At 72.0% G+C, this 19,902-nt stretch carries 18 protein-coding genes and 1 pseudogene; 7 read left to right on the top strand and 12 right to left on the bottom strand.

Features of this window, described 5'->3' with window-relative positions:
- Nucleotides 1-17: 17 nt before the first annotated feature.
- From AB0B14_RS06515 to AB0B14_RS06495, 5 genes are all read right to left on the bottom strand, one after another.
- On the bottom strand, nucleotides 18-1,526 hold the full coding sequence (locus tag AB0B14_RS06515) for an NADH-quinone oxidoreductase subunit M (protein WP_357521701.1): 1,509 nt from the start codon (nucleotides 1,524-1,526) through the stop codon (nucleotides 18-20).
- Between the two features lie 173 nt (nucleotides 1,527-1,699).
- Entirely contained in the window at nucleotides 1,700-3,631 is a 1,932-nt protein-coding gene (locus tag AB0B14_RS06510) for an NADH-quinone oxidoreductase subunit L (protein WP_357079365.1), read from the bottom strand.
- Nucleotides 3,628-3,990, bottom strand: a complete 363-nt coding sequence (nuoK, locus tag AB0B14_RS06505; RefSeq protein ID WP_357079362.1) for an NADH-quinone oxidoreductase subunit NuoK — start codon at nucleotides 3,988-3,990, stop codon at nucleotides 3,628-3,630. The genes AB0B14_RS06510 and nuoK overlap by 4 nt, the downstream gene beginning before the upstream one ends.
- Nucleotides 3,987-4,550 carry an NADH-quinone oxidoreductase subunit J gene (locus AB0B14_RS06500; protein WP_357079359.1) on the bottom strand — a complete coding sequence of 188 codons (564 nt, stop codon included), beginning with the start codon at nucleotides 4,548-4,550 and terminating at the stop codon, nucleotides 3,987-3,989. Before AB0B14_RS06500 ends, nuoK begins: the two co-directional genes overlap by 4 nt.
- A gap of 79 nt (nucleotides 4,551-4,629) precedes the next feature.
- A complete protein-coding gene (locus AB0B14_RS06495; protein WP_357079356.1) occupies nucleotides 4,630-5,247 on the bottom strand; it encodes an NADH-quinone oxidoreductase subunit I in 618 nt (205 codons plus the stop codon).
- A 95-nt stretch (nucleotides 5,248-5,342) separates the two neighbouring features.
- On the opposite strand from AB0B14_RS06495, the gene AB0B14_RS06490 reads away from it, so the two are divergent.
- Complete coding sequence (locus tag AB0B14_RS06490) at nucleotides 5,343-5,918, top strand: Uma2 family endonuclease (protein WP_357079354.1); 576 nt, start codon at nucleotides 5,343-5,345, stop codon at nucleotides 5,916-5,918.
- On the opposite strand, the gene AB0B14_RS06485 is transcribed toward AB0B14_RS06490, so the two are convergent.
- Complete coding sequence (locus AB0B14_RS06485) at nucleotides 5,899-6,324, bottom strand: ester cyclase (RefSeq protein WP_357079350.1); 426 nt, start codon at nucleotides 6,322-6,324, stop codon at nucleotides 5,899-5,901. The two genes, AB0B14_RS06490 and AB0B14_RS06485, sit on opposite strands and share 20 nt — an antisense overlap.
- A 79-nt stretch (nucleotides 6,325-6,403) precedes the next feature.
- Between AB0B14_RS06485 and AB0B14_RS06480 the strand changes: the two genes are divergently transcribed.
- The gene (locus AB0B14_RS06480; RefSeq protein ID WP_357079347.1) at nucleotides 6,404-7,423 is read left to right on the top strand and encodes a glutathione S-transferase C-terminal domain-containing protein; all 1,020 of its coding nucleotides are present in this window, start codon (nucleotides 6,404-6,406) and stop codon (nucleotides 7,421-7,423) included.
- A gap of 145 nt (nucleotides 7,424-7,568) precedes the next feature.
- Here the strand turns inward: AB0B14_RS06480 and AB0B14_RS06475 are convergent, their stop codons facing one another.
- Together AB0B14_RS06475 and AB0B14_RS06470 are read right to left on the bottom strand one after the other, a co-directional pair.
- Nucleotides 7,569-8,531, bottom strand: coding sequence for a complex I subunit 1 family protein (locus AB0B14_RS06475; RefSeq protein WP_357079344.1), 963 nt, complete (start codon nucleotides 8,529-8,531; stop codon nucleotides 7,569-7,571).
- Between the two features lie 392 nt (nucleotides 8,532-8,923).
- Nucleotides 8,924-9,490 (bottom strand): annotated as a pseudogene (locus tag AB0B14_RS06470) (NADH-quinone oxidoreductase subunit C); the annotation flags it as partial.
- Between the two features lie 149 nt (nucleotides 9,491-9,639).
- Between AB0B14_RS06470 and AB0B14_RS06465 the strand changes: the two are divergent.
- On the top strand, nucleotides 9,640-10,686 hold the full coding sequence (locus AB0B14_RS06465) for a glucose 1-dehydrogenase (protein ID WP_357079341.1): 1,047 nt from the start codon (nucleotides 9,640-9,642) through the stop codon (nucleotides 10,684-10,686).
- A gap of 16 nt (nucleotides 10,687-10,702) precedes the next feature.
- Here the strand turns inward: AB0B14_RS06465 and AB0B14_RS06460 are convergent, their stop codons facing one another.
- The gene (locus AB0B14_RS06460; protein WP_357079339.1) at nucleotides 10,703-12,019 is read right to left on the bottom strand and encodes a DUF2252 domain-containing protein; all 1,317 of its coding nucleotides are present in this window, start codon (nucleotides 12,017-12,019) and stop codon (nucleotides 10,703-10,705) included.
- A gap of 314 nt (nucleotides 12,020-12,333) precedes the next feature.
- Entirely contained in the window at nucleotides 12,334-12,915 is a 582-nt protein-coding gene (locus AB0B14_RS06455; protein WP_357079336.1) for an NADH-quinone oxidoreductase subunit B family protein, read from the bottom strand.
- A gap of 220 nt (nucleotides 12,916-13,135) precedes the next feature.
- Here AB0B14_RS06455 and AB0B14_RS06450 point away from each other — a divergent pair, with 220 nt between their 5' ends.
- Nucleotides 13,136-13,672: a SigE family RNA polymerase sigma factor gene (locus AB0B14_RS06450; protein ID WP_357521909.1), complete on the top strand. Its 537-nt coding sequence runs from the start codon at nucleotides 13,136-13,138 to the stop codon at nucleotides 13,670-13,672.
- On the top strand, nucleotides 13,665-14,873 hold the full coding sequence (locus AB0B14_RS06445; protein WP_357521699.1) for a hypothetical protein: 1,209 nt from the start codon (nucleotides 13,665-13,667) through the stop codon (nucleotides 14,871-14,873). The genes AB0B14_RS06450 and AB0B14_RS06445 overlap by 8 nt, the downstream gene beginning before the upstream one ends.
- 54 nt (nucleotides 14,874-14,927) lie before the next feature.
- Here AB0B14_RS06445 and AB0B14_RS06440 read toward each other — a convergent pair whose 3' ends face one another.
- Nucleotides 14,928-16,400: an aminotransferase class V-fold PLP-dependent enzyme gene (locus tag AB0B14_RS06440; RefSeq protein WP_357521697.1), complete on the bottom strand. Its 1,473-nt coding sequence runs from the start codon at nucleotides 16,398-16,400 to the stop codon at nucleotides 14,928-14,930.
- 27 nt (nucleotides 16,401-16,427) lie between these two features.
- Complete coding sequence (locus AB0B14_RS06435; protein WP_357521695.1) at nucleotides 16,428-17,819, bottom strand: MFS transporter; 1,392 nt, start codon at nucleotides 17,817-17,819, stop codon at nucleotides 16,428-16,430.
- Nucleotides 17,820-18,003: 184 nt separating this feature from the next.
- On the opposite strand from AB0B14_RS06435, the gene AB0B14_RS06430 reads away from it, so the two are divergent.
- Together AB0B14_RS06430 and AB0B14_RS06425 are read left to right on the top strand one after the other, a co-directional pair.
- Entirely contained in the window at nucleotides 18,004-18,567 is a 564-nt protein-coding gene (locus AB0B14_RS06430) for a SigE family RNA polymerase sigma factor (protein WP_357079324.1), read from the top strand.
- On the top strand, nucleotides 18,560-19,780 hold the full coding sequence (locus AB0B14_RS06425; protein WP_357521693.1) for a hypothetical protein: 1,221 nt from the start codon (nucleotides 18,560-18,562) through the stop codon (nucleotides 19,778-19,780). Before AB0B14_RS06430 ends, AB0B14_RS06425 begins: the two co-directional genes overlap by 8 nt.
- Nucleotides 19,781-19,902: the final 122 nt, after the last annotated feature.

Genomic DNA, 19,902 nt, shown 5'->3' with positions numbered 1-19,902 from the left:
CGCTGCACTCCTCGCGCTCACCGGGAAACCACCCCGATCAGGGCGTCGACGGGGGCCTCGGCGACGCCGAGGACCAGCGCCGGTGCCAGCCCGATGGCCAACGCGAGCAGCACCAGCGGCACCCACGCGGTCAGCTCCGCACCGGCCAGGCCAGGGCCGACCCGACTGACGGCGGCACTCGGCCGATGGTGGGTGACCTGGCGCAGCAGGCGCAGGAAGTACGCGGCGGTGAGCGCGCCGCCGACCGCCGCCAGCACCCCGAGGGTGGTCCAGAGCGGGCCGCCCACCTGCACGGCGGCGATCACCGCGAACGCCTCACCCCAGAAGCCGGCCAGCCCGGGCAGACCGAGCGACGCGACCGCCGCGAACGCCAGCAGACCCGCCAACCGGGGCGCGGTCTCCCGCAGGCCGGACAACTCGGCGAGGGTGCCGGTGCCGGTACGGTCCTTCACCGCACCGGCCAGGAAGAACAGCAGAGCGGTGATCACCCCGTGCGCGATGTTGCCGATCAACGCCGCCTGGATGCCCACGGTGGTCAGCGTGGCGACGCCCAGCAGCACGAAGCCCATGTGCCCCACGCTGGAGTACGCGATCAGCCTCTTCACGTCGCCCTGCGCCAGACAGACGAGCGCACCGACCAGGATCGCGGCGACGGCCAGCACGCCGAGCACCGGCGCCGCCCACCGGGCGCCGTCCGGTGCCACCCCCACCGCCACCCGGATCAGCCCGTACGTGCCCATCTTCAGCAGCACCCCGGCCAGCATCACACTGCCCACCGTGGGGGCCTGGGTGTGCGCGTCGGGCAGCCAGGAGTGCAACGGCCACAGCGGGCTCTTCACCGCGAAGGCCAACGCGAGCAGGGTGAACGCGGTCAACTGGGTGCCCCGGGACATCCCCGCGCCGCCGGTCAACGCCACCACGTCGGCGGTGCCGGTGGCCGCGACCACCACATACACGCCGACCAGCAGCAACACCGAGCCGAACAGGGTGTAGAGCGCGAACTTGCGGGCCGCCCGACGCCGGTCCGCACCGCCCCAGCCGGCGATGATCGCGTACATCGGCAGCAGGACGACCTCGAAGAAGAGGAAGAACAGCACCAGGTCCAGGGCGAGGAAGGTGCCCAGGATGCCCACCTCGACCACCAACAGCAGCGCCACCAACGCCCGGCCGCTGCCGCCGTCGGGCACCCGCCACATCGTGTACCCGCAACAGAGCAACGTGAGCAGCGCGGTCAACACCACGAGCGGCCAGGAGATGCCATCGACGCCGAGATGGAAGCGCAACTCCAGACCGGGCACCCAAGGCAGGTCCAGTTGGTGCCACGGACGCACCGCCGGGGCGTCCGCCGACCAGGCGAACCAGCCCCGCCGATCGAACACCAACGGCACCGCGGCCAGCAGGGTCAGTGCCGCCGCCACGGTGCCGACCAGCCGGGCCGCCCGGTCCCGCGGTGTCGCCGCCACCGCGACCGCACCCAGCGCCGGCACCGCCAGCACGGCAACCAGCAACACCTGCCCAACGCTCACCGGGCCACCTTCGATCGCGACTGCGGGGCTCGCAAACCCGGCTCACTCCTCGCGCTCACAGAGCCACCTTCGATCGCGACTGCGGGGCTCGCAAACCCGGCTCACTCCTCGCGCTCACAGAGCCACCTTCGATCGCGACTGCGGGGCTCGCAAACCCGGCTCACTCCTCGCGCTCACTGGACCACTCCGATCACGGCGGCGGCCAGCCCGATCAGCAGGGCACCGGCCAACACGCCGGCGGCGGCCCGGGGCAGCGCCGCCCGGTGCAGCGCGGCCAGCCCGGCACCCAGGCCGGTCGCGGCCCGTCCGCTGCCCTCGACGGCACCGTCCACCACCACCTCGTCACCGGCGCGCACGACGCGGGCCAGCGCGCGGACGGGGCGTACCACAAGGGTGTGCTGGACGTCGTCGAGCCGGAACGCGCGGGCGAAGACCGGCCGCAACGGACCCAGCGCGACCGCCGGGTCGGCAGTCGGGTCCCGACGCCAGCCCAGCGTGACCAGCCCCGCGCCGACCAGCAGCAACGCCAGCGGCAGCAGCACGGCCGGCCCCACGTGGACCAGGCCGTCCTCGGAACCGGCCACCGGGACTGTCGGAAACCGCAGCCGGTCGGCGAACGCCCCGACGAACCCGACCAGACCGAGCAACGCGGCCGGCACGGTCAGCAGCAGCACCGGCCAGCGCAGCACCGCGGGCGGGTCGTGCGGCCGGACCAGCGGCAGGCGTGGAGCACCGAAGAAGGCGCGCAGGAGCAGCCGGCCGGCGTACCAGGCGGTGATCGCCACGCCGACCAACCCGGCGACCCAGACGATCCAGCCCACCCACGACGGTGCCGGGCCGGTGCCCTCCAACGCGGCGGCCTCGGCCACCGTGAGGACGCCGTCCTTGCTCCAGAATCCGGCGAGCGGCGGCACCCCGGCCAGCGCACCCAGGCCCACCACGGTGCACCAGAACGTCACAGGCATGCTGCGGCGCAGCCCGCCCATCTCCGACATCAGGGTGGTGCCCACGGCGTGGATCACCGCGCCGGCGGCGAGGAACAGCAACGCCTTGAACGCGGCGTGGGTGAGCAGGTGGAACAACGCGGCCGACGGTGAGCCGACCGCCAGCGCGCCGGTCATGTAGCCCAACTGGGACACCGTCGACCAGGCCAGCACCCGTTTGATGTCGTCCTGAGCGGTGGCGGCGAGCGCGCCGAGCAGCAGCGTGATCGCGCCGAGCACCCCGAGCACGGTCAGCGTCACCGGCGCGGCCGTGAACAGCGGGTAGAGGCGGGCCACCGCGTACACCCCGGCGGCGACCATCGTCGCCGCGTGGATCAGCGCGGAGATCGGCGTCGGGCCGGCCATCGCGTCCGGCAGCCAGGTGTGCAGCGGGAACTGCGCGCTCTTACCGGCCACCCCGGCGAGCAACAGCAGGCCGGCGGCGGTCAACGTCGCGGTGGAGTGGTCGTGGGCGAGCACGTCGGCGATCCGGAAACTGCCCGTCGACACGCCCAGCAGCGCGATGCCGAGCAGGAACCCGACGTCACCGACCCGGGTCACCAGGAACGCCTTCATCGCGGCGGCCGGCGCACCGGGCAGTCGGCGGTCGTGGGCGATGAGCAGGTACGAGCAGAGGCCCATCACCTCCCAGCCGACCAACAGCATGAGCAGGTCACCGGCGACCACCACCAGCAGCATGGCACCGGTGAAGAGGCTGATCTGCGCGGCGTACGGCGGATAGCGGTGGTCGACGTCGACCTCGTCGTGCGGACCGCGCCGCAGGTAGCCGATCGAGTAGACCTGCACGGCCAGGGCGACAGCCGTGACCGCCACCGCGACAAGCGCGGCGGCACCGTCCAGCCGGACGCCGAGCGTCACCGCCAACCCGCCGACGTCGACCCAGGTGCTCGACGTCTCGGTGGACCCGTCGACGGTGAGCAGCAGCGCGACGGCCAACGCCAGCGCGCCGGCCGCACCGGTGACACCGAGCGTCGTGGCGATCGTCCGGGCCCGGTCGCCGCCGGTCGCGCCGGTGCGCCGAGGCGCCGGCGGCAGCAGCAGGCCGGCCAGGCCGGCGACCAACGGTACGGCGGGCAGTAGCGCCCCGAGCAGCCCGGTCACCGGCCAGCCTCCGTGTTCTGGACGGTCGGCTCGCGCCCGCCGACGGGGTGCGCCGGCTCGGTCAGCGGCACGTCGTCCACCGCGACGGTGGCCCGCAGCCGGTAGAGCTGCAGGACGATCGCCAGCCCCACCCCGATCTCGGCGGCGGCGAGGACGATCACGAACAGCGCGAAGACCTGCCCCGAGTGCGGCAGCACGGCGCGGGCGGTGGTGTCCGCGGTGACCAGGATCAGATTGACCGCGTTGAGCATCAGCTCGACGGACATCAGCACCAGCACGGCGTTGCGCCGGCGCAGCACGCCGTACACGCCGAGGCCGAACAGCAGCGCGGCGGTGACGTACGGGATGACCGGCCTCACCGGCGGCCCCCGGTGCTGACGTCGACCCCGGGCCGATCGGCGGTGGGAGCCGCGCCGGGGCCAGCACGGCCGATGTCCGGCCGGGACAGCACGATCGCGCCCACCAGGGCGGACAGCAGCAGCACCGAGAGCACCTCGAACGGCAGCACCCAGGACTGGAAGATCTGCTCACCCAGCCGCTCGGCGGTGCCCGCGTCCGGCAGCGCGACGGTGCTCCAGCGGTACGCGTCGACGAGCAGGACGGTCAGCCCCAGCCCGGCACCGCCACCGATCAGGGCGGCCGGCCAGCCCGGCCGGTCCAGGTCGTCGGAGGCACCGATCGGGGCCCGGGTCAGCATCACCGCGAACAGCAGCAGGACCACCACCGCGCCCACGTAGATCAGCACCTGCACCCAGGCCACCAACTCGGCACTGAGCACCAGGAAGTCACCGGCCAGCGCGCCCAGGCACACCACCAGGTAGAGACCCGCCCGGACCAGGTGCTTCGTGGTCACCACCAGCACGCCAGCACCGACCGCCACCGCGCCGAGGGCGAGCAGCAACACGTCCGCGCCGGTCACCGGGCGGCCTCTCCGACCCGGGTCGCTTCTCCGGCTCGGGTCGCTTCTCCGGCTCGGGTCGCTTCTCCGGCTCGGGCGGTCACGACGCGGGGTCCTGGTCGGCGTCGGGGCGTACCGATGGAGGAGCCGGACGCGCGGCGGCGGCCTTGCGGGCGGCGGCGGTCTCCTCCTTGGCCGGCTCCCCGTTCGGGTCGTGCGCCGGTGGCGCCGGGACGGTGGCCATCCACTGGCCGAGGTGCTCCTTGTCGTGCAGCAGGTCCTTGATGTCGTACTCGGCGTACTCGAACTCGGGAGACCAGTAGAGCGCGTCGAACGGGCAGACCTCGATGCAGATGCCGCAGTACATGCAGAGCGAGAAGTCGATGTCGAACTTGTCGAGCACGTTGCGCTGCCGGGGACGGGCGGCGCCGGGCACCACCACCTCCTCCTTGTGCGAGTCGATGTAGATGCACCAGTCCGGACACTCCCGGGCACAGAGCATGCAGACCGTGCAGTTCTCCTCCGACAGCGCGATCACGCCACGCGAGCGGGGCGGCAGGTCGGGGGCCACGTCCGGGTACTGCTGGGTGGTGGAGCGGCTGGTCATCGTCTTGAGGGTGACCGCCAGCCCCTTTACCAGGCCCGCACCGGGCAGGCCGCGCGCGCTGGTGGCGCCGGGCGGGTCGCCGTGCTCGCTGGGGTCGGTCATGTCGACCATCCTGCCCTGTGGCCCCGGCGCGCGCGACCACCACCCACAGGTCCAGGGCGGTACCGTGGTCGTGGGGAGAACGAAAGCACCTGGAAGGACCTGCCATGACCGCCGCGCTGCAGAGCGACTACCCGCCCGAGAGCGAGTGGACGACTGACGACCTGGATGCGCTGCCCGAGGATGGTCGCCGCCGGGAACTGCTCGATGGAGTGCTGCTGATGTCCCCCTCCTCCACCCGTACCCACCAGACCATCGCTGGCCACCTGATGGCCGCGCTCGACGAGGACTGCCCCGACGGCTACGACGTGACCCAGGGCGTCGAGGTGCGGATCAACCGCACCCGGTCCTTCATCCCCGACGTGCTGATCACCACGGCCACCGCAGCGGCTCGCGAGCCGTCGAAGTACGAGCCGCACGAGGTGGTCCTTGCCATCGAGATCGTCTCACCCAACACCCGCTCCATCGACCGGGTGTTGAAGCCGGCGCTGTACGCCCAGGCCGGCATCCCCTTCTACTGGCGGATCGAGACCGAGGGTGGCGCGTTGGAGGTCGTGACCTACCGGATCGACGCGGTGAACGAGGTCTACGCCGAGACCGGGCGGTGGACGAAGTTCGTCGACACCGGCGAGCCCTTTCCGATCAACCTGCCGATCAGCCGGATCACGCCCCGCGTCCGCTGACGGCCGGTGGGAGCATCTCGACGCCGAGCTGTTGCAGCAACTGGAACAGCTCGGTGCAGCTCCACACCTCGACGATCCGACCCGTCGGGTCGAAGCGCAGGAACGACGCACCGGAGTAGCTGACCACCTGCCCGGTCGGCGGTACCGGCCCGAACTGCCCGGCGTGCGTGCCGGCGGCCCGCCAGTGCACGGCCACCCGCTCCCCGGCCGCCACCACGTCCACGATCTTGTAGCGCAGGTCCGGGAAGGCCGCCCGTCGCTCCCGGTGCCAGGCCAGCGTCGCCTCCGGGCCGGTGCCGCCCAGCCCCGGGCACTCCGCGGCGATCAACTCGTACGCGGACTCCTCCCGGCGGGCGTTCCACACGTCGGTGACGAACCGCCGCGCCGCCGCCTCCACATCCGTCATGCCGGCAGGGTATCCGGCGTCGCTGAGCAGTAGATCCGTAAGGATGGGGTAGAGACACTGACCGGACCGGGAGGGTGACGTGGGCGAGGAACCAGGCGGTAAGTACGTCGAGCCGGGCGGCGAGTTCACCCGCGACCAGCGGTACATCGCCACCCGGATCACCGAGGACGGGCGCGACGGCTACCCGGTGGAGCCGGGCCGGTACCGGCTGGCGGTCAGCCGCGCCTGCCCGTGGGCCAACCGCCTGATCATCGTGCGCCGACTGCTCGGCCTGGAGGACGCCATCTCGATGGCGATCGCCGGGCCGACCCACGACGCCCGGAGCTGGACCTTCGACCTCGACCCGGACGGCCGGGACCCGGTGCTCGGCATCGAGCGCATCCAGGAGGCGTACTTCAAGCGCTTCCCCGGCTACGAGCGCGGCATCACCGTCCCGGCGATCGTCGACGTGCCGACCGGGCAGGTGGTGACCAACGACTACGCGCAGATGAGTCTGGACCTGTCCACGCAGTGGCGGGCATACCACCGCGAGGGCGCCCCGCAGCTCTACCCCGAGCACCTGCGGGAGCAGATCGACGAGGTCAACGACGTGGTCTTCCGGGACGTCAACAACGGCGTCTACCGGTGCGGGTTCGCCGGCAACCAGGAGGCGTACGACAAGGCGTACCACCGGCTCTTCGACCGGCTGGACTGGTTGACCGAGCGGCTGACCGACCAGCGTTACCTGGTCGGCGACACCATCACCGAGGCCGACGTGCGGCTGTTCACCACGCTGGTCCGCTTCGACCCGGTCTACCACGGCCACTTCAAGTGCAACCGGCAGAAGCTCAGTGAGATGCCGGTGCTGTGGGCGTACGCCCGGGACCTGTTCCAGACTCCCGGCTTCGGCGACACCATCGACTTCGATCACATCAAGCGGCACTACTACGAGGTGCACCGCGACATCAACCCGACCGGGATCGTGCCGCTCGGCCCCGACCTGTCCAACTGGGTCACCCCACACGGCAGGGAAGCGCTGGGTGGCCGCCCCTTCGGCGAAGGCACCCCACCCCCACCCCCACCCGAGCCGGTAAACCCGGCCCACACCCCGCTGCGCTGACCGGGCCGCCCTCGCCCAGCCCGTCGATCATGGAGTTGTGGTGGGTGACAAGTCGGTGTTTTCTGCTACATTCCGGGCACCACAACTCCATGATCGACGCGAAGCAGGCGGGGCGAGGGCGGGCGGGGCGGGCGGGGCGGGGCTGTTACAGGGCGATGCGGACTGCTGCGGTGAGGACCAGCTGTGCCAGGGAGGCCGGCACCAGCACCAGCCAGCAGAGGCGCTGGAGCTGGTCCTCGCGGAGTCGGGGATAGGACACCCGCAGCCAGATGATCACGAAGGACACCGCGAAGATCTTGAGCAGCGTCCAGAGCCAGCCCAACTGATCGTCGGCGAACGGGCCCTGCCACCCACCGAGGAACAGCACGGTGGTCAGCGCGGCGATCACCACGATGCCGACGTACTCGGCCAACAGGAAGAACGCGAAGCGCAGACCCGTGTATTCGGTCATGTAGCCGAAGACCAGCTCCGAGTCGGCCACCGGCATGTCGAACGGCGGCCGCCGGATCTCAGCCAGCCCGGCGACGAAGAAGACGATCATCGCGGGTGCCTGCCAGAGCAGCCACCACGGCTGCCACGCCTCGACGATCCCGGAGAGGCTGAGCGTGCCCGCCGCCATCGCCACCGACGCGGCGGCCAGCACCAGCGGCAGCTCGTAACCGAGCAACTGGGCGGCACCCCGCAGCCCACCGAGCAGGCTGTACTTGTTGGCCGACGCCCACGCCGACATCAGCACCGCCACCACACCGACACCGACCACGGCCAGCACGAAGAACAGGCCGATGTCCAACGGTTGCCCGACCAGGTCGTTCGGGCCGAGCGGGATGACCAGCAGCACCAGCAGGTAGGGCACCAGGGCCACCACCGGGGCCAGCCGGAACACCGCACGGTCGGCCTCGCGCGGGGTCACGTCCTCCTTCTGCACGAACTTGACCCCGTCCGCGACCAACTGGGCCCAGCCGTGGAATCCGCCCGCGTACATCGGGCCGAGCCGGCCCTGCATGTGCGCCATCACCTTGTGCTCGGCCTGGCCGACAAGCAACGGCAGGGTGAGGAACGCGACAAGCACGCCACCCACCCGCAGCACCAGCTCCACCCAGAGCGGCATCAGGCCGTACCCCCGTCGTCGTCGGTGCGGCCGTCCCGGGCCGACGGGTCCGCGACCGGACCCGACCCCGCCCGGTCCGCCGAGCCGCCCCCGTCAGCAGGCACGGCCGGGCCGTCGACGGGCGCAGCCGGACCGTCGACGGGCGCAGCCGGACCGTCAGCGGGCGCGGGCCGCGCCGGTGCGGCCGGGCCGTCAGCAGGCGCAGCCGGACCGTCAGCGGGCGCGGGCCGCGCCGGTGCGGCCGGACCGTTGTCACCCGCGGCAGACCGGGGAGTACGCGCCGGACGGGTCCCCGGGGCGGGCCGCGCCGGACGGTCACCGGCCGGTCGGGCCGGGGTGCCGCCGCGCGGGCCCTCCCCCACGCCGCCGGCGCCGGCCGGGGTGGGTGTGGTCCCCCACTCGCCCGGAGCGGGAACGCCCGGCGGGCGGATCGGTCGGCGTCCGCCACCGGCCTCGGACTCGCCCGGCTCCTTCGCGCCCGGCCAGGGCTTCGCCACCCGGGAGGCGAGCACGAACTCCTTGCGCAGCGGATGGCCCTCGAACTCCGGTGGCAGCAACAGCGGCAGCAACTCCCCGTGGCCGGCGAAGTCGATGCCGAACATCTCGTGTGTCTCCCGCTCGTGCCAGGCGGCACCCGGATAGATGTCGATCACCGAGGCGACGGTGGGCGCGCCGCGCGGCAGCCTGGTGCGCAGCAGTACACCGTGCCGCAGTCGCGTCGACCAGAGGTGCGCCACCACGTCGAAGCCGTCGGTCAACTCGTCGACAGCGGAGAGCCAGTCGAAGAAGTCGCAGGCCAGCTCGGTGTCGTCGCGGGCGGCGCGGACGGCGGTCAGCCAGCTCTCCGGCGGCACGTCGACGGTGGCGCGGGCGAACCGTTGCCCGCCGGAGACCGACGGGGTCACCGCGACCGGCGCGAGCAGCGCGACCAGCCGAGCGCCGACCTCTTCGGGAGTCATGCCGCTGATCTTAGGGCCTGTTTCACAAGAACTGGCCGGCCTGCGGTGGGCCCGGGCGACGACCGGCGGTGCCGCCGACACCGAGGCAGACGCCAGATGATCTGCCGGCTTTGGGCGCGGCGCAGCCCCTGGAGGGGAAAGATGAGGGCGTGCGCGCTGTGACTGTGAAACCCGGGGTCGCCAACTCGCTGAGCCTCGTCGAGGATCGGCCGGAGCCACCTGCCGAGGAGGGCTCAGTCCTGGTCGAGGCGTTGGCCGTCGGCATCTGCGGCACGGATCACGAGATCATCGCCGGGGCGTACGGCGAGGCGCCGCCGGGTGCGGACCGCCTGGTCATCGGGCACGAGTCGCTGGGCCGGGTGATCGAGGATGCCAGCGGCACCCTGCAACCCGGTGACCTGGTGGCCGGGATCGTCCGGCATCCCGACCCGGTCCCCTGCCCCAACTGTGCGGTCGGCGAGTGGGACATGTGTCGCAACGGTCGGTACACCGAGCACGGCATCAAGGCGCTACCCGGGTTCGCCCGGGACCGCTGGCGGATCGAGCCCCAGTTCGCGGTCAAACTCGACCCGGCGCTGGCCCAGGTCGGCGTGCTGTTGGAGCCGACGAGCGTGGTGGCGAAGGCCTGGGACCACATCGAGCGGATCGGGCACCGGGCCGAGTGGCAGCCGCGGACCGTCCTGGTGACCGGGGCCGGGCCGATCGGGCTGCTGGCCGCGTTGCTCGGCACCCAGCGCGGGCTCACCGTGCACGTGCTGGACCGGGCCACCGACGGGCCGAAGCCGGAGCTGGTCGCCGGGCTCGGTGCCACCTACCACGCGGTGCCGGTCAACGACCTGCCCTTCGAGCCGGACGTGGTGATCGAGTGCACGGGTGCGCCCACGGTGGTCCTCGACGTCATGTGCAAGGCGGCCCCGACCGGGATCGTGTGCCTGGCCGGGGTGTCCAGCGGGGGCCGGAGCATCGACTTCGACGCCGGTGCGCTCAACCGGGCGCTGGTGTTGGAGAACAACGTGGTGTTCGGCTCGGTGAACGCCAACCGGCGGCACTGGAACATGGCCGCGCAGGCGCTCGCCCGCGCGGACCAGGTCTGGCTCGAGTCGCTGATCACCCGGCGGGTGCCGGTGAACCGGTACGCCGACGCGTACACCCCCGGGCCGGACGACATCAAGGTGGTGCTGGAGTTCGCGTCCTGAGTGGCGCCCCGCCCGCTCAGATGCCGGGCAGCCGGCCGTTGCGGAACAGGTCGACGAAGAGCTGGTGGTCCTGCCGGGCGCGCACCCCGTACGCATGGGCGAAGTCCACCAGGTGGGCGACGAAGCCGGGCTCGTCGTTGTCCACCGCGGCCACGATCGCCTCCTCGGTGGAGTAGTCCACCAGGTCGTGACTGGACTCGTCGTCGGCGACCGAGTGCATCCGGGCCACCGCCCGGCCCAGGTCGACGAGCACTCCGGACAACTCGTCCGGCTCGTTCACGTCCGACCAGTCCAGGTCCGCCGCGTACGGGGACACCTCGGCGACGAGCTGCCCTGCCCCGTCCAGCTCGGTGAAACCCAGCCACGGGTCGGCGTGCGCCTGCAACGCCCGCTGCGACTCGGCGGTCCGGTGCCCCTGGTGCTGGAAGTAACCGCGGACCGACTCGTCGGTGACGTACCGCGCCACGGCCGGCACCTGCGCCTGCTTCATGTAGATGACGACGTCGTTCTCCAGGGCCTGGGTGTGCCCCTCCAGCAACAGGTTGTACGACGGCAGCCCGGCCGAGCCGATGCCCACGCCCTTGCGCAACACGACGTCCTTGATCCGCGCCGCCACCGGCCGGAGCTGCGTCGAGGCGGCCGGCAGGGTGCCCAGGTAGTCCTGGAAGGCGGCGCGTACCCGGTCCCGGGTGGCGTCGTCGATCTCGAAGACCCCGTCACCGACGGAGAACCGCCGCTCGTAGTTGTCGATGGTGGTCTGCGCGGCCAGCAGGTCGACGCGGGTGTTGAGCCGGGCCTGCTGGAGCACCCGGCGCAGGACGCCGTCGGCGTTCTCCAGGGTGATCGAGCCGATCGCGTCGTCGCCGCCGGCGGCGATGGCCCGCAGCTCGGTCAGGTACGACCGGGCGAAGCCGGCGACCAGGTCCCCGATCGCCGTGTCGGAGAGGGCCTTGCCGTAGCCGAGCAACGCCACGCTGGCCGCGAGCCGGCGCAGGTCCCAGGTGAACGGCCCGACGTACGCCTCGTCGAAGTCGTTGACGTTGAACACGAGTTGCCCGGACGCGTTCATGTAGGTGCCGAAGTTCTCCGCGTGCAGGTCACCGTGGATCCACACCCGGCTGGTCCGCTCGTCGAGGAACCGGTCGTCGGCGAAGTCGCCGAGTTGGTCGGCGTAGAACAGGGCGGCGCTGCCCCGGTAGAAGGCGAACGGCGAGGCCGCCATCTTGCGGAACTTCCGGCGGAAGGCGGCCGGGTCGATCGCCATGGACGCACCGAACTCCTCGGTGAGCACGTCGACGATGTGGGCGGACCGCTGATCCACTGAGCTGCTCATGATGCGCAGGCTAGCCCTGCCCGGCCACCCCGTACGTCGGACGACCGCTTTGCCTCCGCGGCCGACGGGTTGACCCGAGCGGCGACGGGGTATCGCATCGCGGGTTTTGGATCAAGGCGAATTGACTGTCACGCAAGGGCAACCAAACCGTGGGTTCGCTCACGTCTATCTGGTAGCCGGCGCGTTCCGCACCGACTGCCGTCACGGGAGGACAAGACTTGGGTTCGGACAGATCACACTTGTCGCGCGACCAACAGGTAGCGAGCGCACGGCCGACCTCCGCCCGGATTCTCCCGGGTGGCGGTGGGTCGCCGTCAGGTCGCGGTGGGTGGGCGTACCGGTGCGGCGGTGAGGGAGTCGACGGAGCGCGGGGCGGCGGCCTCGCGAGGTGGGGCGTCCAGCGGGGCGGCCAGCAGATCCCGTTGCGGCACACCGCCAAGGCCGGACTGCTCGGCGGCGATCTTCTCCTGCAGACGCAGGATGCCGTGCAGCAGGGCCTCCGGCCGGGGTGGGCAGCCGGGCACGTAGACGTCGACCGGGATGAGCTGGTCGACGCCCTTGGTCACCGAGTACGAGTCCCAGTAGGGGCCGCCGCAGTTGGAGCAGGCGCCGAACGAGATGACGTACTTCGGCTCGGGCATCTGGTCGTAGAGCCGCTTGATCGCCGGAGCCATCTTGTCGGTCACCGTGCCGGACACCACCATCAGGTCGGCCTGGCGGGGGCCGTGGGCGAACGGGATCACGCCGAGCCGGATGAAGTCGTGCCGGCCCATGCTGGTGGCGATGAACTCGATCGCGCAGCAGGCCAGACCGAAGTTGAACACCCAGAGCGAGTAGCGGCGGCCCCAGTTCAGCACGAACCGGATCGGCTCACCGAGCACTCCCGGTAGCTGCACGAGCGCCCCCTCTCCTCATCGACAGTGAATCACAGGCGACGTCCTCGCGGTCCGGCGGTGACCAGCCCGAGCGCGCGGCCCAGTGTCCCGGACCAGACAACGAATCGACGCCAACCGACGTGCAACCCGCCGTCACACCCACAGGTGTGACTGGTGCTGGCGAACGCACCGCTGGTGGCCACCACGGGGAGGACGAGTGCTTGTGACGAGAGACGTGCGGGTGGGTGGACGCCCACCGGACCCAGCGGAAAGCACCACCTCCACGTCGGCAGAGCTGGTCTTCGACGACTTCTACCACGCCCACTTCCGGGGACTCGTGGTGCAGCTGACCGCGTACACGGGTGACCGTGGGCAGGCGCAGGACCTGGTTCAGGAGGCGTTCTGCCGGGCGTACGCTCGCTGGGACCGGATCGTCGGATACGAGGACCCCCTGGCCTGGGTACGCAAGGTCGCCTGGAATCTCGGGCACAACCGCTGGCGGCGACTGCGCACCGCCCAGACGTGGCTGCTGCGACAGCGGGAGACCCATGTCCCGGAGCCCAGCCCGGACCGGGTGGCTCTCGAATCCGCGTTGGCGACGTTGCCACCGAAGCAGCGGCGAGCAGTCGTTCTGCACTACCTCGCCGATCTGACGGTCGCGGAGATCGCCGCCCAGGAACAGGTCGCCGAGGGAACGGTCAAGTCCTGGCTACACCGGGGCCGGGCCGCACTCGCCAGCCAGCTACGCGACACCAACGAGGAGGTGCGGGATGTCTGAGCAGGAGGCCCTTGGCCTGGCCGAAGAGTTCGCCCGCTACCGCCGTACCGTGCTGGAGGAGGTCGAGGTGCCCGGGCCCGCCGCCGTCCGGCGGACGGTGCGCGGCCGCGGCCGTCGCCGGTGGGTGGCCACCACCGGGACGGCGCTCGCGCTGTTCGGCGGGTCGGCCCTCGGGTACGCGGCGATGAACGGGCCCGACCACCGGCCGGGTCCGGTCGAGCCGACGCCGACCAACTCGCCGGCACCCACACCGAGTGGCCCGCAGAGCCCGACCCTCAGCCCTTCCGCGCCAAGCGGCAGCCCCACCCCCGGCGCGCCCGATGGGCGATTCAGCAGGTCACAGTTGCTCGGCGCGTCGGTGACGCTGCCCGCGTGGCGGGCCGGGCGCGGCTGCCCGACGTCGGGGGTACGGATCTCCGGCGAGAACCGCGAGGGCGTCAACTGGCTCGTGGCACTCGACCACGGCGACGTCGACGGGGACGGGGCGGTGGAGACGGTGGCGCTCGTGCAGTGCGCGCTCGGCACCGGTGGCCCGATGCAGGTGGTCGCCTTCGACCGGGACGAAGCGGGAAAGGTCGTGACGCTCGGCCGCGTGGTCGCGACCACCATCGACAAGCCGCAGTGGCTGTTCGCACTCGACGTCGTGGACGACGGCACGGTCCGGGTGCAGGTCGGCGACATCGCTCCCGGGGGTGGCTGGAACGCCAAGTGGTCACAACGGCAGTGGCGCGGCTACCGCTGGAAGGATGGTGCTTTCACCCAGGTCTCCGGGCCGACGAGCTTCGGTCCGAACCCGAATCTGGCGGATGTCTCGGTCACCACCGGCGACCTCGTGCTGAGAGTTGCGGACGACGGTTCCCGGACGGGTACGGCCACGGTGCGGATCCGCAACCGGGGCACGGGCCCGGTCGCCAACCTGGCGCTGCGGTTGGGCGTGCCCGCGGTGGTGCGCGCGGACGTCGACGGGTGGGAAAGGTGCTCGGGTGTCCCCGAGACCATCGACCCGATCGTCTGCGGTCTGGGTCAGCTCGCCGCCGGGGCGGAGATACGGCTGGACCTGGACTTCCATGTGTTCAAGGGGGACACGGTGAGCACGGACAAGGCGGACGTGGAGGTCCAGCCGATGGACGGCGAACGTGACGTTCTGCCGGACGTCAGCAGAGCCGACAACCTGGTGCAGATGAAGATCGTCTACGGCTGACGGTCGCCGGCCGCGTCGTACGCCACGGGGCGTACGACGCGGCCGGGCTCCGGGTCACCAGGCGGGACGTTGCAGCAGCCCGACGAACTCGACCAGCAGCCGTTCCCGCAGCGCCGGCGCAGCGGCGTCCAGCAGCGTGTTCACCAGCGCCATCCGGTCCGGCGTCGGCGCGTCCCCACCACCGAGTCCGAGCCCACCGGCGAGCCCGGCGACCAGGTCCGGCGTGAGCGCGTCCGGCGTCAGCGACGTCGCCAACGCCACCAGCTCGGGCGGGAGGGCCACCGGACCGGCCGCGCGCGCGGCGGTCACCGCGGCGGCCAGGTCCGGCCCGAACTCGGCCACCCGGGGCGCGACCGAGGCGGTCACCGTGAGGTGCACGCTGGCCGGCAGCCCGGCGTACGACAGTTGGGGTTGGGTGTGCCAGCCACGCGCGGTCAGCTCGTCGACGAGCACGAACAGGTCGGGGCCGCCCTCGGTGGCGGTGAAGCAGACCACCGTGGACTCGGGCTCGGCCATCAGCCGCAGCCCGTCGACCGCCCGGACCGCGTCGGCCAGGCCGGCGACCGCTTCCCGGGTACGGGTGGCCAGCCGCAGGTAGCCGTCGTCGCCGAGGTGTCGCACTGTCGCGTACGCGGCGGCGATCGGCCCGCCCGACCGGGTGGACGCGATCACCGGGTTGATCATCGTGTAGCCGGGCCAGTCCGCGAACGCGAAGTACTGCGGGGCGCGCAGTCGGGCGTCACGGTGCAGCAGCACCGACACCCCCTTCGGCGCGTACGCGTACTTGTGCAGGTCCACCGAGATGGACGTGACCCCAGCGACGGCGAAGTCGAACGCCGGCACCGGCTCGCCGAGGCGGCGCAGGTAGGGCAGGGTCCAGCCGCCGAAGCAGGCGTCCACGTGGCAGCGCACCCCGGCGGCGGCCGCCGCGGCGGCGATCTCGGCGACCGGGTCCACCACGCCGTGCGCGTACGACGGCGCGGAGCACGCGACAAGCACCGTCTCCGGGCGGATCGCGGCGGCCATCGCGGCCGGGTCGGGGCGCAGCGTGTCCGGGGACACCGGCACGACGTCCAGCGCCACCCGCAGGTAGTGCGCCGCCTTGGCGAACGCGGCGTGGGCGGTCGACGGCACCACTATCCGGGGTGCGGTGATCTCCGGGTGCGCGTCCCGGGCCGTCTTGACGGCGAGGATCAGCGACTCGGTGCCGCCGCTGGTGACGCTGCCGACGACGTCCGGGGCGGTGGTGCCCGGGCCGGCGCCGAGCACGCGGCCGGCGGCGGCGACGAGCGCGTTCTCCATGGCCAGCAGTGAGGGGAAGGCGGTCGGGTCCAGCCCGTTGACGTGCGCGCTCTCCCGGTGGGCGGCGGCAGTCAGCTCGTCCAGCCCCGACACCGCCGAGTCGTAGACGTACGCGAACAGTTGCCCCCCGTGGGTCGGCCGGTCCCCGGCGCGCAACTGCCGAATCTCGGAGAGCGCGACGTCAGCGGCAATCCCGGGAGGCAAGACCCTGCTCTCGTCGATCATGGAGTTATGGTGCCCTTCTCGTGACTGTCAACGGCTTTCGTCCCCCACCACAACTCCATGATCGACCCCACTGTGGCGGGGGGTGGCGGCCAGGACGGCGGGGGTCAGGGTGTAGCGGCGCAGGAGGAGGACGGGTGGGGCCACCAGCAGGGCTGGGATCAGCGTGAAGCCGAGGAGGACACCAAGTCTCGCCGTGTCGGACTGGGCGGCTGCCGAGCCGGTGTCGGAGGAGACGTAGCCGCCGAGCTGCAGCACCAGCCCGTAGATGCCCGGCCCGAGCGCCAGGCCGAGGGTCTCCCCGGCGGTCCACAGGCCGGTGAAGACACCCGCCTGCCGTCGACCGGTGCGCGCCGTGTCGTACGCGATGCAGTCCGGCAGCATCGCCAGCGCGAAGACCTGCTGTCCGGCATACCCGACGCCGATCACCGCCACCACCAGGTAGACCGCGACCGGGGGCAGCACCGGCGCGGCGACCAGGGCCAGCGCCCCGGCGGCGAGGAGCAGCGAGCCGATCACCAGCGCGGCGCGCTTGCCCAGCCGGGCACCGACCCGCGTCCAGAGCGGCATCACCAGCAGCGCCGGCCCGACGAAGCAGACGAAGAGCAGGGTCGGCCCGCTCTGCTCGTCGCGCAGGATCTGCGCCGCGAAGTAGTTGACCCCGGCCAGGATCGTCGCCACCCCGGCGGACTGCACCACGAAGCAGATCAGCAGCGCCCGGAACGGGCGGTTGGCGCCGGCCACGGCGAGTTGGGCGCGCAGGGTCGGCTCGCTGTCGCCCGCCGTACCGGTGGGCGCGGCCCGGGTGCCGAGGAACGCGCCGAGGGCACCGAGGGCGATCAGCACCGCCACGAACAGCCCCATCCACCGGTGCCCGGCCACGCCGTCGCCACCGGCGGTCACCACCAGCGGAGCGATCGCGCCGGAGACCAGGATGGCCAGCGCCAGCACCGCGATCCGCCAGGTCATCAACCGGGTGCGCTCGGCGTAGTCGTCGGTCAGCTCGGCCGGCATCGCCACGTACGGCACCTGGAAGAAGGCGAACGCGGTGGCGGTGAGCAGGAAGGCGAACGCCACGTACGCGGCGGCGGCCGGCCCGTTGCCGAACGGCGCCGCGAAGATCGACGCGAACAGGACGGCGAGCGCGAGGCCGCCGACGAGCAGGTACGGCCGACGGGCACCCCAGGGCGAGCGGGTGCGGTCGGAGATCCGCCCGGCGACCGGGTTGACCAGCACGTCCCACGCCTTGGGGAGCAGCACCAGCAGGGCGGCCAGCCCGGCTGCCACACCGAGCGTGTCGGTCAGGTAGGGCAGCAGCAGCAGACCGGGCACGGTGCCGAACGCGCCGGTGGCCAGGGAGCCGAGCGCATAGCCGGCGTGCACCCGTCGAGGCAGCGAGCCGGCGCCCGGCGGCGTTTTCATGGGGCCGAATATTACTCACGTTGCGGTGTCGGTCACATCCCCTCCTGTGGTGATCAACCTGCCGACCCGTCGCGGACATCCGAACAGTCAGGTTGCCGGCAGCGGGGCCCGCAACCGCCTCCGCAGTCTCGGAGTGTTACCAGCGCCGAGGGCAGACCAGCCTGGCGGTGACGGGGGAGGGGCAGTGACGTCAACGATGGGAGCCCGCGCCAATGAGCCACCGGCGGTACGGACGGCCGGTTCGGCGGTCGAGAAGACGATCACCTTCGACGACTTCTACCACGCGCACTTCGGCAGCGTGACCGCCCAACTGTCGGCGTACACGGGAGATCTGGGCCACGCCCAGGACCTGGCCCAGGAGGCGTTCTACCGAGCACTGGCCCGCTGGGACCGCCTGGTCCGCTACGACGACCCGGTGGCCTGGGTCCGCAAGGTCGCCTGGAACCTGGCGAACAGCCGCTGGCGACGCCTGCGTACCGCCCGGAACCACCTGCTGCGACAACGGCGCACCGAGGCCGAGGTGGCCGGGCCGACACCCGACCGGGTCGCCATCGACGCGGCGCTGGCGCAACTGCCGCCCAACCATCGCCGCGCGGTCATCCTGCACTACCTGGCCGACCTGTCGGTCAGCCAGATCGCCGTGCAGGAGGGGGTGGCCGAGGGCACCGTCAAGTCGTGGTTGCACCGCGGCCGGACCGCCCTGGCCGCGCTGCTCGACGAGAACACCGAGGGGGTACGCGATGTCTGACCTCGATCCGCTGCTGCGCGAGCGGCTCGGCGCGTACCGCAATGACGTGATCAGCCAGGTCGCCGGTCCCGGTCCCGACAAGGCCCGGCAGCTCCTGCGCCGACGCCGACGGATGACGGCGGCGGCCGTCGCGGCGGCTGTCGTCCTGGCGGTGACCCCCGTCGTCATCAACGCCGCGCTGCACCCCGACCGGACCCCGCCGGTGCCGGTGGAGTCCATCCCACCGACGGCCCCGTCCACGCCGGCACCGCCGACGCCCACGCCGCCCGGGTCTCCGTCGCAGTCGCCGACGCCCAGCGCCACCGCCCCGACCGGCCCGGACGGGCGAATCAGTCGGGCGCAACTGCTCGCCACACCTGTCGACCTGCCGAGTTGGCCGGCGGGCATGGCAGAGGGCGGCTGCACCACCTCGAACGTCCGGCTGAAGACCAACACCAAGCAGACCTACGTGTCGGAGCTGGCCGACGACGAGTTCGAGTACGGCGACGTCGACGGCGACGGCGCCGACGAGACCATCGCCGTCGTCGCCTGCCGGTACGGGGAAGCGTCGGCGAAGCAGGTGGTGGCCTTCGAGCGGAACTCCGACGACCGGATCGTCACGGTGGGCAGGGTGGTCCGGACCGACGACGACTTCACCGACGTCCTCGCCGCGGAAATCACCCCGACCGGTTCGGTGCGGGTGACGGTGGCCGACATCGTGCCGTGTTGCGAGGTCCCCAGTTATCTCCGGCGGGAACAGGTACGGACGTACCGATGGGACGGGCAGCGGTTCGAGCAGACCGACGGCCCGACGAAGTTCGGCCCGGATCCCCGACTGACCAACCTGAGCCTCAGCATGACCCACGAGCTGGTCGACGTCCCCGGTACGGACGCCCGACGCAAACTCACCACGGTCTTCACGGTCACCAACGCCGGCCCGGTAGACGCGCCGCAGGTGGCGTTCCACAATATCGAGCACGGTGAACGGACGGGCGGAGACTGGGCCCGGTGCAAACCGGGACGGCTGTCGGACACGACCGAACCAGGGTGTCTGCTACCCGGCGTGCCGGCTGGTGAGTCGCGCCGCTACACGTTCGTCCAACTGGTACCCGGCCAGCCGGGTGCCGACGCCTCCACCCGGAGTTTCCGCGTCGTGCACGGCGACGCCCAGGACCGCTCGTGGCCCGACCTCAAACCAGACGACAACGTGGTGGCGTCCCCCATCCGGCTCTGAACACCATCGAGGTGCCCCGTCCCGGGCCGGGGCGGGGCACCCGTCCTGCCCTGGGGACGGGCCGCAGGTCGACGAGCCGAGCGGTGTCGCTCGGCGGCACCGCGTGCCCGACCACGCTGGTG

It is taken from the genome of Micromonospora sp. NPDC049171 (assembly GCF_040648275.1).
Lineage (GTDB): Bacteria > Actinomycetota > Actinomycetes > Mycobacteriales > Micromonosporaceae > Micromonospora.
Note: the sequence above shows the minus strand (reverse complement) of the source record. Positions and strands in the feature narration are given on the sequence as shown.